12 protein-coding genes are annotated in these 15,192 nt (G+C 63.4%); 5 read left to right on the top strand and 7 right to left on the bottom strand.

The annotated features are described in order from the left end of the window. Positions 1-267 precede the first annotated feature (267 nt). From phoB to E8F06_RS18505, 5 genes are all read left to right on the top strand, one after another. On the top strand, positions 268-957 hold the full coding sequence (phoB, locus tag E8F06_RS18525) for a phosphate regulon transcriptional regulator PhoB (RefSeq protein ID WP_028626921.1): 690 nt from the start codon (positions 268-270) through the stop codon (positions 955-957). A 40-nt stretch (positions 958-997) separates the two neighbouring features. Continuing rightward, complete coding sequence (gene phoR, locus E8F06_RS18520) at positions 998-2,302, top strand: phosphate regulon sensor histidine kinase PhoR (RefSeq protein WP_280369897.1); 1,305 nt, start codon at positions 998-1,000, stop codon at positions 2,300-2,302. Positions 2,303-2,376: 74 nt separating this feature from the next. Then, a complete protein-coding gene (locus E8F06_RS18515) occupies positions 2,377-3,717 on the top strand; it encodes a hemolysin family protein (RefSeq protein WP_280369895.1) in 1,341 nt (446 codons plus the stop codon). Between the two features lie 1,235 nt (positions 3,718-4,952). Continuing rightward, complete coding sequence (locus E8F06_RS18510; protein ID WP_120654979.1) at positions 4,953-5,189, top strand: type II toxin-antitoxin system ParD family antitoxin; 237 nt, start codon at positions 4,953-4,955, stop codon at positions 5,187-5,189. Beyond that, complete coding sequence (locus E8F06_RS18505; RefSeq protein ID WP_280369894.1) at positions 5,186-5,515, top strand: type II toxin-antitoxin system RelE/ParE family toxin; 330 nt, start codon at positions 5,186-5,188, stop codon at positions 5,513-5,515. The genes E8F06_RS18510 and E8F06_RS18505 overlap by 4 nt, the downstream gene beginning before the upstream one ends. Before the next feature lie 348 nt (positions 5,516-5,863). On the opposite strand, the gene E8F06_RS18500 is transcribed toward E8F06_RS18505, so the two are convergent. From E8F06_RS18500 to E8F06_RS18470, 7 genes are all read right to left on the bottom strand, one after another. After that, complete coding sequence (locus tag E8F06_RS18500) at positions 5,864-6,760, bottom strand: peptidoglycan DD-metalloendopeptidase family protein (RefSeq protein ID WP_280369892.1); 897 nt, start codon at positions 6,758-6,760, stop codon at positions 5,864-5,866. Between the two features lie 104 nt (positions 6,761-6,864). After that, positions 6,865-7,776 (bottom strand): response regulator, encoded by a 912-nt coding sequence (locus tag E8F06_RS18495; RefSeq protein WP_280369890.1) that lies wholly within the window; start codon positions 7,774-7,776, stop codon positions 6,865-6,867. Between the two features lie 163 nt (positions 7,777-7,939). Further along, entirely contained in the window at positions 7,940-8,686 is a 747-nt protein-coding gene (gene phoU, locus E8F06_RS18490; protein ID WP_280369887.1) for a phosphate signaling complex protein PhoU, read from the bottom strand. Between the two features lie 142 nt (positions 8,687-8,828). Then, positions 8,829-9,662 (bottom strand): phosphate ABC transporter ATP-binding protein PstB, encoded by an 834-nt coding sequence (pstB, locus tag E8F06_RS18485; RefSeq protein ID WP_280369885.1) that lies wholly within the window; start codon positions 9,660-9,662, stop codon positions 8,829-8,831. Between the two features lie 69 nt (positions 9,663-9,731). Further along, positions 9,732-11,402: a phosphate ABC transporter permease PstA gene (gene pstA / locus E8F06_RS18480; RefSeq protein ID WP_280369883.1), complete on the bottom strand. Its 1,671-nt coding sequence runs from the start codon at positions 11,400-11,402 to the stop codon at positions 9,732-9,734. Positions 11,403-11,595: 193 nt separating this feature from the next. Then, a complete protein-coding gene (locus tag E8F06_RS18475; protein ID WP_280370616.1) occupies positions 11,596-13,581 on the bottom strand; it encodes an ABC transporter permease subunit in 1,986 nt (661 codons plus the stop codon). 520 nt (positions 13,582-14,101) lie between these two features. Then, positions 14,102-15,073: a phosphate ABC transporter substrate-binding protein PstS gene (locus E8F06_RS18470; RefSeq protein ID WP_280369881.1), complete on the bottom strand. Its 972-nt coding sequence runs from the start codon at positions 15,071-15,073 to the stop codon at positions 14,102-14,104. Positions 15,074-15,192 lie beyond the last annotated feature (119 nt).

Genomic DNA, 15,192 nt, shown 5'->3' with positions numbered 1-15,192 from the left:
GTCGCAGCGGAACAGGACGGAAGGAGCCACGAACACCCATCGGGCCGATGGGGTCCTGTGCCAGGCTCCAGGCCGCCCCTGAATGGCGGCGGCCTCATTGAGCATAGACGAGGCCGCATCGCCCGAGTTCCGTGACGGAATAGGCGATATCACAGGCTGTGCCGGCAGTCAGGAGGCTGAACCCCGGCGTGTCACATCCCTGCAATAATTCCGTTATCTAATGCGGCGCAATCAGTCATACACGCGACCTTTTCTTGAGGCTTGAACATGGTTGGCAAGAACATCCTGATAGTCGACGACGAAGCGCCGATCCGCGAGATGATCGCCGTCGCCCTCGAGATGGCCGGCTACGACTGCCTGGAAGCTGAAAACACCCAGCAGGCGCACGCCATCATCGTCGACCGCAAACCCGATCTGATCCTCCTCGACTGGATGCTGCCCGGCACCTCCGGCATCGAGCTGGCCCGCCGCCTGAAGCGCGACGACCTGACCAGCGACATCCCGATCATCATGCTCACCGCCAAGGGTGAAGAGGACAACAAGATCCAGGGCCTGGAAGTGGGCGCCGATGACTACATCACCAAGCCCTTCTCCCCGCGCGAACTGGTGGCCCGCCTGAAGGCCGTGCTGCGCCGCGCCGGCCCCAGCGACAGCGAAGCGCCGATCGCCATCGGCGGCCTGCTGCTGGACCCGATCAGCCACCGCGTGACCATCGACGGCAAACCCGCCGAGATGGGCCCGACCGAATACCGCCTGCTGCAGTTCTTCATGACCCACCAGGAGCGCGCCTATACTCGCGGCCAGCTTCTGGACCAGGTCTGGGGCGGCAACGTCTACGTCGAGGAGCGCACCGTCGACGTGCACATCCGTCGCCTGCGCAAGGCCCTCGGCGAGGTATACGAAAATCTGGTTCAGACCGTTCGCGGCACCGGCTATCGTTTCTCCACCAAAAGCTGACCCCGGGCCCTGCACAGGGCCGAGCACAAGGACGCGATAGGTGAATCAAGACTGGCGCGGCGTAGTCATCCGCCGCCTGCTACTGCTGATCGGTGCCTGCCTGCTGGCCGGCCTGGTCACCGGCCAATATGCCTGGGCCCTGGTGATCGGCCTCGGCGCCTATCTTGGCTGGACCCTGGCGCAACTCCTGCGCCTGTACAAATGGCTCAAGGAACACCAACCCGACGAAGCGCCGCCTGACGGCTACGGCTTGTGGGGCGAAGTGTTCGACAGCATTTACCACCTCCAGCGCCGCGACCAGCGCGTGCGTGGCCGCCTACAGGCGGTGATCGACCGCGTGCAGGAGTCCACCGCCGCCCTGAAGGACGCCGTGGTGATGCTCGACAGCGACGGCAACCTCGACTGGTGGAACCGCGCCGCGGAAACCCTGCTGGGCCTGAAGACCCCGCAGGACAGCGGCCAGCCGGTGACCAACCTGATCCGCCATCCGCGCTTCAAGGAATACTTCGAGCAAGGCCAGTACCACGAGCCGCTGGACCTGCCCTCGCCGGTCAACGACCGCCTGCGCCTGCAGTTCCACATCACCAAGTACGGCAACAGCGAGCACCTGATGCTGGTGCGCGACGTCACCCGCCTCCACCAGCTGGAACAGATGCGCAAGGACTTCGTCGCCAACGTCTCCCACGAGCTGCGCACGCCGCTGACGGTGATCGCCGGCTACCTGGAGACCCTGCTGGACAACGTCGAGGACGTGAACCCGCGCTGGACCCGCGCGCTGCAGCAGATGAGCCAGCAGGGCAAGCGCATGCAGAACCTGCTCAACGACCTGCTGCTGCTGGCCAAGCTGGAAGCCACCGACTACCCCTCGGACAACCAGCCGGTGGCCGTGGACCTGCTGCTGCTGCAGATCAAGGCCGACGCCATCGCCCTGTCCGGCAATCGCCACCACCGCGTCAGCCTGGAAGCCGACCACAACTTCAAGCTCCGTGGCAGCGAGGCTGAACTGCGCAGCGCCTTCTCCAACCTGGTGTTCAACGCGGTGAAGTACACCCCCGACGAAGGCGAGATCCGCATTCGCTGGTGGGGCGACGAGACCGGGGCGCATCTGTCCGTGCAGGACAGCGGCATCGGCATCGAGGTCAAGCACCTGCCCCGCCTGACCGAGCGCTTCTACCGAGTCGATTCCAGCCGCAACAGCAGCACCGGCGGCACGGGCCTGGGCCTTGCCATCGTCAAGCATGTGCTGATCCGCCATCGCGGCCGCCTCGACATCAGTTCGGTGCTCAACCACGGCAGTACCTTCACCTGCCATTTCCCCGGCACCCAGGTGGTCCGGCGCACCTGAAGCCCACGCCCCCGACTTGCAAAGTCGGGGGTCAGCCTTCAACCTTAGCCGGTCATTTCCAAGCAAAAACCTCCATGGACCCTTCCCCTAGTTCCAGCTTTCTCAGTTACTTCGCCGATTTCGGCCTGATTCTCTTCGCCCTCTTCCTCGTGCTGCTCAACGGCTTCTTCGTGGCCGCCGAGTTCGCCATGGTCAAGCTGCGCTCCACCCGCGTCGAAGCCATCGCCGACCAGCACGGCTGGCGCGGCCGCATCCTGCGCACCGTACACAACCAGCTGGACGCCTACCTGTCGGCCTGCCAGTTGGGCATCACCCTGGCCTCCCTGGGTCTGGGCTGGGTCGGTGAACCGGCCTTCGCCCACCTGCTGCAGCCGCTGCTCGAGTCCGTCGGCATCGAGTCGCCAAAGCTGGTCCACGGCATCGCCTTCTTCACCGCGTTCTTCATCATTTCCTACCTGCACATCGTGGTCGGCGAGCTGGCCCCCAAGTCCTGGGCCATCCGCAAGCCCGAGCTGCTCTCGCTCTGGACCGCCGCGCCGCTGTACGCCTTCTACTGGCTGATGTACCCGGCCATCTGGCTGCTCAACGCCAGCGCCAACACCATCCTGCGCATCGCCGGACAAGGCGAACCCGGCCCGCACCACGAGCATCACTACAGCCGCGACGAACTGAAGCTGATCCTCCACTCCAGCCGCGCCCGCGACCCCAGCGACCAGGACATGCGCGTACTGGCCTCGGCGGTGGAGATGGGCGAACTGGAAGTGGTGGACTGGGCCAACTCCCGCGAAGACCTGATCTACCTGGAGCACGATGCACCGCTGGCGGACATCCTCAGCGTGATCCGTCGCCACAAGTACAGCCGCTACCCGGTGCACGACGATCAGAAAGGCGAGTTCATCGGCGTCCTGCACATCAAGGACCTGCTGCTGGCCCTGTCGGCGCTGGACAGCCTGCCGGAATCCTTCGACCTCGCCGAACTCACCCACCCGCTGGAACGCGTCACCAAGCACATGCCGCTGTCGCGCCTGCTGGAGCAGTTCCGCCAGGGCGGTGCGCACTTCGCCCTGGTCGAAGAAGCCGACGGCAAGGTGGTGGGCTTTCTGACCATGGAAGACATATTGGAAGTGCTGGTGGGCGATATCCAGGACGAACACCGCAAGACCGAGCGCGGCGTGCTCGCCTATCAGCCGGGCAAGCTGCTGGTGCGCGGCGACACCCCGCTGTTCAAGGTGGAACGCCTGCTGGGCATAGACCTCGACCACGTCGAAGCCGACACCCTCGCCGGGCTCGTCTACGAGACCCTCAACCGCGTGCCGGAAGAGGAAGAAGTGCTGGAAACCGACGGCCTGCGCATCATCGTGAAGAAGATGAAAGGCCCGAAGATCGTCCTCGCCAAGGTGCTCAAGCTCGACTGAGCACCCTCATAGGATGGGTCGGGCGGCGTTCCGCAAGCGGAGCGATACCCATGCTGCCGAGCGACGCCTGATGGGTATCGCAGGCTCCACCCATCCTACGGAGCGGAGCACCCGTGGAGCGCGTTCATTCACGAACGCGGATTACCAGGCTACCTCTCGAATCCTTCCCGAGCTCCGCTCCCCTCTTCCTTTTTTGACGGGGCGGGGCAAGTTGAAACACCAGGGAAGGGGGTTAAAAATTAAAGGGAGAGCGAGGTATAGCGTGCCGAAAAAGGGAGGCATTGCGGGGGGGTGCGGAGGAGGTCTCGTACCGCAATACCTCACTCTCCTTCCGCGAGAAGCACTAAAGGCTTCTTTCTCCCTTCCGAGGAAGAGGTTGTGGCCCTTTCTGGCACCCGGACTCCGACGGGCATCTCCCAGCCTACGCTGATTCGGGCGGTTTCTCAGATCTTTCTGATTGGATCTTTTTCCGAACGATCCAGCGCACCAATCAGCCATACAGGACATTTCCGAAGCTGCTCGATTGCTACTGGCGAAGCCACGGGATTCGCCGGGGAAACACCCCTTCTGTCACCTACAACTGTGCATGTAACTGTGCCAACTAACCTGAATCTTTAGGGGGAGGTTGTTGCGGGTAATGCTCGCTTGTAAGCGTCGGCCCACACGATGCCCGTGGTGGCCTCTCCCTTCTAGATTCCCTCCAGCATGGGGACATGGATATTGGCGCTAGTGCTGCCCCTTGCTAGGACAGGAGGGCAGACATGTGTGGTCGGTACGTTTCCCCAGCAGATTGGGCGATTGAAAACTACTGGCGAAATCGAGTGGTGGCTGTCGTTAAGTACGCCTGAAATGAATGTGAAGGCGATGATTGCCAACGCTCGCCACGAGTTCACGGCGTATGCGGTAAGCACGCTCGTGAACAACCCGCGAAATGACGACGCAAGGTTGCTGGAGCCTGTGTAGCTACGTGCAACGACAACGTAAAACGCACAAACCAGAAGCCCCGCAAATCGTTGATTCAAGCGGCCTTTCTGGATATGGCGGGAAAGCCGGGATTTGAATCATCCCGAGGGCCGGCTCAGTACGTCGCAGCCCCACTCAATCCGGGGTTTCCAGCAATTCTCGCGTGTCGATACTCGACAGTTCGTGCCTGTGATTTCGACACTTCGTCGACACCGGCCAGCGAAACCAGGTGCTAAGATGGTTTGGCAAATTTTGCCAAAAGGTGAGTTCCCATGAGCACCATGAACATCTCCTTGCCCGACGCCCTCAAGAGCTTTGTAGATGACCAGGTCAGCCAACGTGGCTACGGCACCAGTAGCGAGTATGTCCGCGAACTGATCCGCAAGGACCAGGACCGTCAGCGCCTGCGTAACCTGCTCCTGGAAGGAGCCGCCTCCTCCCCTGCCGCCCCGGCGGATGACACCTACTTCGAGGCGCTACGCAACCGGGTGCGGAACGCCAAGGCATGAAGGCCAAGCCCGTCATCCCCCGGGCTCTGGCCAATCAGGACATCGACGACGCCATCAGCTACTACCTGAGCGAGGCAACTGAGCAAGCGGCCCTTGGCTTCATCGACGCCCTGGAGCGGGCCTACAAGCACATCAGCCGGCGTCCAGAGTCCGGTTCAGCACGATATGCGCACGAGCTCGATCTGCCGGGGCTGCGCTCCTGGACGCTCAAGCGCTATCCCTATCTGGTCTTCTATATCGAGCGTGATGATCACATTGATGTGTGGCGCGTATTGCATGGGATGAGGGATATCCCAGCCTGGATGCAGGACAACGACGAAAAATAGATTTCCCCTCGCCAAGGTACTCAAGCTCGACTGCCCCGTAGGATGGGTGGAGCGAAGCGATACCCATGCTGAGCACGGCCTGATGTAGGTTGGGCAGAGCGCAGCGAAGCCCAACGACGGTGTATCCGGTGGAGCACGATGTTGGGCTTCGCATAGCTCAGCCACAACCTACGCCAATCCCCCCTACTCCCGGCTGCTGAGCGGCACCTGATGGGGATCGCAGGCTCAACCCATCCTACGGACCTGATGTAGGTTGGGCAGAGCGCAGCGAAGCCCAACGACGGTGTATCCGGTGGAGCGCGATGTTGGGCTTCGCGTAGCTCAGCCGCAACCTACCCCAATCCGTCCCTACTCCCCGCCCACCGCGAAGTTCGGCAGGGTGTCCACCGGCTGGGCGAAGTCGAAGGGAATGGATTCCAGCGCCAGGCCCATGTTGCGCTGGATGACGAAGTGCAGGTGCGGGCCAGTGCTGTTGCCGGTGTTGCCGGATCGGGCGATGCGTTCGCCGATGGACACCTGCTGCCCCTCGCGCACCTGCACCGAACCACGCATCAGGTGCAGGTAGACGCCCATGGTGCCGTCGTCATGCAGGATGCGCACAAAGTTGCCGGACGGGTTGTTGCCCCGGCCGCTCTGGTCGTTCTCGATCTTCACCACCACGCCGGGACGCGCCGCGACAATGGGCGTGCCTTCGGGCATGGCGATGTCCAGGGCGTAGCGGCCCTTGGGGGTGAAGTGGCTGTAGCGGCCGTTGGCGCCCTGGGTCAGGCGGAAAGGACCGCCCATCCAGGGCAGCGGATAGCGGTAGAGCACCGGCTGCAGGCGTGGGTCGCCCATGGCGTAACGCAGCTTGGGCTTGTAGCGCATGGGACGGCTCGGGTCGGCCGGAGCCAGGGTGGCCATGCGCATGCTGCTGCGCGGCGCCAGCACCCAGCGGATCGGCTGGTCGGGGGCGCCCGAGACGTTTTCCGCCTGGTCGATGCGCAGTTCCACCTCCACCGGGGCGAACAGGTCGTTGCGCAGCAGCAGGGTCTCGCCGGCGTCGTGCTTTTTCGTCTCCAGCTTCACCGAGAGGTCCAGGCGCTCCACCATGCGGTCACGGAAGACGAACACCTGGGCGCCCGACACGGCCTTGTCGGTGTAGGTCACCACACCATTGGCGTCGGTGTACTTGTAGATGGTCAGCGCAGCAGCCGGCAGGCTCATACCGAGCAGCAGCGCCAGAGAAAGGAGTCGCCCCAGCATTTCGTCCCGTTGTCTTTGTGTGCTCCGAGTTACCGAAGACTAGCAGTGCAGCCCAGCGGCGGCGAGACGTCGCCCGTCGGGCTGTGACAGGGTTGGCTGGACGATCAGGCGCCGGGGACGAAATGCTTCTGCGCGGTGCCGCGGGCGATCAGACGGGACAGGTAATCGAGCTTCTGCGGGTCGCCATCGACGAAGCGGAAGGTCAGCTGCAGCCACTCGCTATCGGGCTTTGGTTCCAGCGCCGCCACCGAGTGCAGGTAGCCGTTGAGCCGCGCGACTTCGCCACCCTCGCCCTGCTCCAGGTCGAGCACCGCACTCTCCAGCACCTGCGGCAGCGGCTCGCCACGGCGTACCACAAGCTGCGCATCCTTCAGGCTCAGAGCCTTGATGACACAGGCCAGCACCCCCTCCGGCAGTCGTAGCTGCGCCTGGCCACGGCCACCGGGGGCCTGGGACGCCGCTTTCGCCGACGGGGTCGGAGTGGCGGGTTTGGCCACGGGCGCGGCGGGCGTCGGCGCGGCCGCAGGGCGGACCACCTCGGCCTTGCCGCCGGTGAGGGCCGCGAGGGAGTCATTGGCAAAGCCGCCGGCGTTGGGCAGCTTCACCGGCGAACTGGACATCAGGGCTTCGAGCTTGCCGCTGCGGGACAGGGCCTTCTTCACCTTGGTGACCAGCTGATCGTTGGAGAAGGGTTTGCCGATGTAGTCGGAGACGCCGGCCTGGATGGCCTGGATGACGTTCTCCTTGTCACCACGGCTGGTGACCATGATGAAGGGCGTGGTCTTCAGGTTGTCCTGCTCGCGGCACCAGGTGAGCAATTCCAGCCCCGACATCTCGGGCATTTCCCAGTCGCAGAGGATCAGGTCGATACTGGCGCGGGCGAGCAATTGCTGGGCCTTTCGCCCATTGATCGCCTCTTCGATCTGGATGCCGGGAAAGTTGTCGCGCAGCCCCTTCTTCACCAGATCGCGAATAAAGGACGCATCATCCACCACCAGCACGTTGACCTTGCCCATCGACTACTCCTTGGAAATCGGGGCTAAGAATAGCCTTGGCTGATAGCCAATTGCCAAGCCCGATTTGCGACCTGCGCCCCGTCCGCGACCGACGGGTCATCCACAGTCGCGGAAAGCAGAACGCCCGGCACAAGGCCGGGCGTTCAGGGAGCAGGAAGCAGGATCAGCCCTGGTTGGCGTCCTTGTTGGCGCCATTGCCCTTCACTTCCTCGGTCATGCGCGCCAGGCCCATGTGGCGAACGTCGGTGCCGCGCACCAGGTAGATCACCAACTCGGAAATGTTGCGCGCGTGGTCGCCGATGCGCTCCAGGGAACGCAGGGCCCAGATGACGTTGAGCACGCGGCTGATGGCGCGCGGGTCTTCCATCATGTAGGTGACCAGTTCGCGCAGCGCGGTCTTGTACTCGCGGTCGATGTTCTTGTCGTACTGGGCCACCGAGAGGGCGAGGTCAGCGTCGAAGCGGGCGAAGGCATCCAGGGCTTCCTGGACCATCTTGCGCACCTGGTCGCCGATGTGGCGCACCTCGACGTAGCCGCGCGGGGCAACGCCTTCCTCGCAGAGCTGGATGGCGCGGCGGGCGATCTTCGAGGCTTCGTCGCCGATGCGCTCGAGGTCGATCACCGACTTGGAGATGCTGATGATCAGACGCAGGTCGGAGGCCGCCGGCTGGCGACGGGCGAGGATGCGTACGCACTCCTCGTCGATATTGCGCTCCATCTGGTTGATCTGGTCATCGATCTCGCGCACTTGCTGGGCGAGGCCCGAGTCGGCGTCGATCAGCGCGGTGACCGCGTCGTTGACCTGCTTCTCGACCAGGCCGCCCATCGCCAGGAGGTGGCTGCGCACTTCCTCCAGTTCGGCGTTGAACTGCTGGGAGATGTGATGGGTGAGGCTGTCTTTGTCGATCATTTTCTAACCCTTGTTGAGCAGAATTCTTTTCCTGGTAGTAGTGGCCTTCAACCAATCGTGCTGGGCAAGGAGGCGAAGCGAAGACAGTACGAGTAGTACGGCAAGCTTCACCGACGCAGTCCAGTGCGATTGGGGGTGGCCACTAGCCGTAGCGACCGGTGATGTAGTCTTCGGTCTGCTTCTTGGCCGGATTGGTGAACAGGGTATCGGTGTCGCCGAACTCGATCAGCTTGCCCATGTACATGAAGGCGGTGTAGTCGGAAACACGTGCCGCCTGCTGCATGTTGTGGGTCACGATGACGATGGTGTACTTGCTCTTGAGCTCATAGATCAGCTCTTCCACCTTCAGGGTGGAGATCGGGTCCAGGGCCGAGCAGGGTTCGTCGAGCAGCAGGACTTCCGGCTCCACGGCGATGGTACGGGCGATCACCAGACGCTGCTGCTGACCGCCGGAGAGGCCGAGGGCGGATTCGTGCAGGCGGTCTTTCACCTCGTCCCACAGGGCGGCGCCCTTCAGCGCCCACTCCACGGCTTCGTCCAGCACGCGCTTCTTGTTGATGCCCTGGATGCGCAGGCCGTACACCACGTTCTCGTAGATGCTCTTGGGGAAGGGGTTCGGCTTCTGGAACACCATGCCCACACGGCGGCGCAGCTCGGCCACGTCCTCGCCCTTGCGGTAGATGTTGTTGCCGTCGAGGCGGATCTCGCCGTCGACGCGGCAGCCGTCAACCAGGTCGTTCATGCGGTTGAAGCAGCGCAGCAGGGTGGATTTGCCGCAACCGGACGGGCCAATGAAGGCGGTCACGCGCTGCTTCGGGATGTTCATGCTGACGCCGTGCAGCGCTTGCTTCTCGCCGTAGAACAGAGACAGTCCGGGCACTTCGAGGGCGACGGTCTCGTTCGCCAGGCTCAGGTTCTGCTTGTCGCGGCCGAGGGCGGAAATGTTGACGCCGTGGCTGTGGGTTTCATGTTGCATGTGTTCACTCCGTTCGTAGCTTCAAGCTACAAGCTGTAAGCCTCAGGCAATTCGTTGGGCGGCGGACGATCAGCTGTCCAGCGCCTTGTATTTCTCGCGCAGGTGGTTACGGATGGCGACGGCCGAGAAGTTCAGCAGGGCGATCACCATCACCAGCAGCAGCGCGGTCGCGTAAACCAGCGGACGCGCGGCTTCGACGTTCGGGCTCTGGAAGCCGACGTCATAGATGTGGAAGCCCAGGTGCATGATCTTCTGGTCCAGGTGCAGGTACGGGTAGTTGCCGTCAACCGGCAGGCTCGGCGCCAGCTTCACCACACCCACCAGCATCAGCGGGGCCACTTCACCGGCCGCGCGGGCCACGGCGAGGATCAGGCCGGTCATCATGGCCGGGCTGGCCATGGGCAGGACCACCTTCCACAGGGTTTCAGCCTTGGTCGCGCCGAGGGCCAGGGAGCCTTCACGCACGGCACGCGGAATACGCGCCAGGCCTTCCTCGGTGGCCACGATCACCACCGGTACGGCGAGGATCGCCAGGGTCAGGGACGCCCAGAGCAGGCCCGGGGTACCGAAGGTCGGTGCCGGCGCGGACTCGGGGAAGAACAGGCGGTCGAGCGAGCCACCCAGCACATAGACGAAGAAGCCCAGGCCGAACACGCCGTAGACGATGGCCGGAACGCCCGCCAGGTTGTTTACCGCAATACGGATCACGCGGGTCAGCGGGCCCTGCTTGGCGTACTCGCGCAGGTAGATGGCGGCGATCACACCGAAGGGGGTGACGATCACGGCCATGATCAGGGTCATCATCACGGTGCCGAAGATGGCCGGGAAAATACCGCCTTCGGTGTTGGCTTCACGCGGGTCGTCGGCGAGGAATTCCCACAGCTTGGTGAAGTAGAAGCCGAGCTTGGCACCCAGGCCCATGGCGTTCGGCTGGTAGGCATGAACCACCTTGCCAAGACTGATTTCCTGCTCCTGGCCACCGGCTTCACGGACCACGATGCTGTCGCGGTTGAACTCCTGGTGCAGGCCCGTCAGCTGCTCTTCCAGGCCTTTGTAGCGCTTCTCCAGCTCGGCGCGCTGGGCGGCGATGTCGGCCTGGGCTTCGGCGGTCAGGGCGTCACTCAGCTCCAGCTTGCGGGTCTGCAGGCGCAGGCGCTCAAGACCGTGGTTGATGCCGCCGATGTCCTTCTTCTCCAGCTGGTAGAGCTTGCCGTAGAGGTCATTCACGCGCTTCAGGCGTTCGAGCAGCGCGGGCATGGCGGCGTCGCCTTCAGCCACTACCTGGCCGTTTTCCTTCACCGCCACCAGGCGGCCGTAGAAGTTGCCCCACTCGCGGCGCTCCAGCGCCACCAGGTCGGCCGGGTATTTCTGGTCCAGCAGCCAGTCGCCCACCACCCAGGTGAAGTCGCTGCCGTAGACGTCACGGTTACCCACCTTGAGCAGCTCGCGGGTCATGAACTCCGGGCCGGTTTCCGGCACGGGCAGACCGGCGCCTTTCAGGCGTGCACGGGATACTTCCTCGATCTGCACCGCTTCACCGATCACCGGCTTGGCTGGCTCGCCAGGAATGGAGTACTGCGCCTCCACCAGATCGGCCGGCCAGAAGTGGGCCAAGCCGCGCACGGCGATCACCGACAGCAGGCCGATGGTCATGATGACCGCGATGGAAACCGCACCACCGCTAATCCAGACGCCCGGTGCGCCACTCTTGAACCAGTCTCTAAGGGAAACCTTTTTCACGGATTTCTCCAACGCGTGAGTCTTTCAGTTCCTCCCGCCAGGGGCCGGAGGTTTCGTGTATTTACTCCCTCTCCCCTACGGGGAGAGGGCTGGGGAGAGGGGGTTGCACGAGGCACCACCCTCTCCCGCCCTTCGGGCACCCTCTCCCTGAAGGGAGAGGGTCATCAGATGCCCCTCGTTCCGAGGTGCGCTTTTAAAGAGAGGCGTATTTCTTGCGCAGGCGCTGACGGATCAGCTCGGCCAGGGTGTTCATGATGAAGGTGAACGTCAGCAGCACCAGCGCCGAGAGGAACAGGATCCGGTAGTGGCTGCCGCCGACTTCCGACTCCGGCATTTCCACGGCCACGTTGGCGGCCAGGGTGCGCATGCCTTCGAAGATATTCACTTCCATCACCGGGGTGTTGCCGGTAGCCATCAGCACGATCATGGTCTCGCCCACTGCGCGGCCGAGGCCGATCATCAGGGCGGAGAAGATGCCGGGGCTGGCGGTCAGCAGGACCACACGGGTCATGGTCTGCCAAGGCGTAGCGCCTAGGGCCAGGGAGCCGTAGGTCAGGCTGCGCGGCACGCTGAACACGGCGTCTTCGGCGATGGAGAAGATGTTCGGGATCACTGCGAAGCCCATGGCCAGGCCAACGATCAGGGCGTTGCGCTGGTCGTAGGTGATGCCGAGGTCGTTGCTGATCCACAGGCGCATGTCACCGCCGAAGAACCAGCTTTCCAGGATCGGGCTCATGCCCAGGGCGAACCAGGCGGTGAGGCCCACTACCGGGATCAGGATCGCCGCTTCCCAGCCGTCCGGCACGCGCAGGCGGATGGACTCCGGCAGGCGGCTCCAGATGAAGCCGGCCAGCAGGATGCCGATGGGGGTCAGCAGCAGCAGGCTGAAGATGCCCGGCAGGTGGCCTTCCACATAGGGCGCCAGGAACAGGCCGGCGAAGAAGCCCAGGATCACAGTGGGCAGGGCTTCCATCAGCTCGATCACCGGCTTCACCTTGCGGCGCATGGCCGGCGCCATGAAGTAGGCGGTGTAGATGGCGGCGGCGATGGCCAGCGGAGCGGCCAGCAGCATGGCGTAGAAGGCAGCCTTCAGGGTGCCCCAGGTCAGCGGTGCCAGGCTCAGCTTGGGTTCGAAGTCGGTGTTGGCGGCGGTGGACTGCCAGACGTACTTCGGCTCGTCGTAGCTCTCGTACCAGACCTTGCCCCACAGCGCGCTCCAGGAGACTTCCGGGTGCGGGTTGCGCAGGCTGAACGGCATCAGCTGGTTGCCTTCCTCGACCACGATGCGGTTGGCGCGCGGCGACAGGGCCATCAGGCCGGAGCCGTCGGTCACGGACTCGACCAGCAGGGTGCGGTTGGCGGTGCTGTGGAACACGCCGAGGTGACCGGTCGAGTCCAGGGCGATGAAGCCCTTGCGGCGCTCTTCAGCGTTGATCTGGACCACCGGGTTGTTGCCCAGCTGGAAGTCACGAATGTGCTTCAGGCGCGAGGAACCGTCCGGATCGCGGGCCATGAACCACTGGGCGATGCCGCCCTTGGAGTCGCCCACCATCAGGGAGATGCCGCCCAGCAGCATGGTGCTGGCGGAGACTTCGCGCTCGCCGTCTTCCAGCAGCTTGTAGCGGCCGTTCAGGGCCTTCTCGCGCAGGCTGAAGACGTCGGCGTGGGCACGACCGTTGAGCACGTACAGCCACTGGTGGCGCGGATCGATGTAGATGGCCTTGATCGGCTCGGCGATCTGCGGCAGATCAATGGAGTTCTGCTCCTGGGTGGTTTCGCCGGTCAGCATGTTCTCTTCGCTGACGACCTGCTGCACATGCAGCTGGCTGCCGGTGGAGCCGGCCAGCACCATGGTTTCGTCATTGATGCTCAGTGCCACGTGCTCCAGCGCACGGCCCTGGGCGTCGAGGACCATGGGCGCTTCGCCGTAGGGGAAGCTGACCAGGGGCTCGATGGTTTTCTTGTTGTCCGGGTAGGTGACGTTGTAGCTGTGCTTGAAGATCAGCGCCTGGCCGTTGGACAGGCCCAGCACAACCAGCGGGCTGCCCGGCTGGTCCTGGCCGATGGACACCACGTTGGCGTCGGCCGGCAGCGGCAGCTGCTGGCGTTTGACCAGACTACCGTCCTTCGTCGAGAAGAACTGCACTTCGCCCTTGTCGGCGACGCGCATGCCCACCATGTTCTGCTCTTCCACAGCCAGCAGCAGCGGCTTGCCGGCGTCCTGCTGTTGCAGCCAGGCCGGGCTCTGCACCTTCTTCGCCGTCAGCTCGGCACCCTGGAACAGCGGCAGCACCACGTAGGCCAGGTAGAAGAAGATCAGGGTGATAGCGCCAAGAACGGCGAGACCGCCGACCAGCACGTACCAGCGGGTCAGGCGGTCCTTCAGCGCGCGCATCTTGCGCTTGCGCACCAGCGCAGGCGTATTGAAGTCGATGCGGGCGGGCGGGTTCTTCGAAGAAGTCAGGGAATTGGCCAGGTCAGTCATGGATTCGGGCTCTTGCCACTTTCTGCTCGCGCAGGCTTTTACGATGGGCGCAAAGACTACGGACTTCGTGTGACAGAAAAATTACAGCGAGTTGACGTGGCGAAGCCCACCCGGAGGAGACCTCGGGCGGGCTTCTGCGACAGGGGTCTCCCGTCGCCCTTGCGTCCTTGCGGAGCGGCACGCATGAGGCGGCCGCTCCCTTATCCGGTCTGGATTACAGACCCAGATCCTTCAGTGCTTTTTCGGCCACTTTGGCCGGAACCGGGATGTAACCGTCTTTTACAACGATTTCCTGGCCTTGCTTGGACAGCACCATCTTCACGAACTCGGCTTCCAGGGGAGCCAGCGGCTTGTTCGGCGCCTTGTTCACGTAGACGTACAGGAAGCGGGACAGCGGGTAGCTGCCGTTCAGGGCGTTCTGCTCGTTGTCTTCAACGAACTCGCCGCCTTCTTTCTTGGCCAGGGCAACAGTCTTCACGCTGGAAGTCTTGTAGCCGATACCGGAGTAGCCGATGCCGTTAACGGACTGGCTGATGGACTGAACGACGGAAGCAGAACCCGGCTGCTCGTTCACGTTCGGCTTGAAGTCGCCTTTGCACAGGGCTTCTTCCTTGAAGTAGCCGTAGGTGCCGGATACGGAGTTACGACCGAACAGCTGGATCGGCTTGGAAGCCAGATCACCGGTCACGCCAACGTCACCCCAGGTCTTGATGTTGGAGGTGCCGCCGCACAGGCGGTTGGCGGAGAAGATCGCGTCGACCTGCTGCATGGTCAGGCCTTTGATCGGGTTGTCCTTGTGGACGAAGATCGCCAGGGCGTCGACGGCAACCGGAACAGCGGTCGGCTTGTAGCCGTACTTCTGCTCGAAGGCCTGCAGCTCGACGTCCTTCATCTTGCGGCTCATCGGGCCCAGGTTGGCGGTGCCTTCGGTCAGAGCCGGCGGCGCGGTGGAGGAACCAGCGGCCTGGATCTGGATGTTCACGTTCGGGTATTCGCGCTTGTAAGCCTCGGCCCACAGGGTCATCAGGTTGGCCAGGGTGTCGGAACCAACGCTGGACAGGTTGCCGGAAACACCAGTGGTCTTCTGATAGGCCGGAATGGACGGGTCGACAGCAGCGACCGCGCTGGCGGTAGCGACGCCGGCGGCGACGAAGGTCAGGGCCGCCATCAAACGCTTCAGTTTCATGCCTTGCTCCTAAGCAGGACGAGGGGGTTGAATGCAACGGGGGCCAGTATCGAGAGGCCGTATGACCACTCTATGAATTGATTGTGACAATTGGATGAATGGCCACCATTCGCTGTCCA

This window comes from Pseudomonas sp. BN411 (assembly GCF_029871235.1).
Lineage (GTDB): Bacteria > Pseudomonadota > Gammaproteobacteria > Pseudomonadales > Pseudomonadaceae > Metapseudomonas.
Note: the sequence above shows the minus strand (reverse complement) of the source record. Positions and strands in the feature narration are given on the sequence as shown.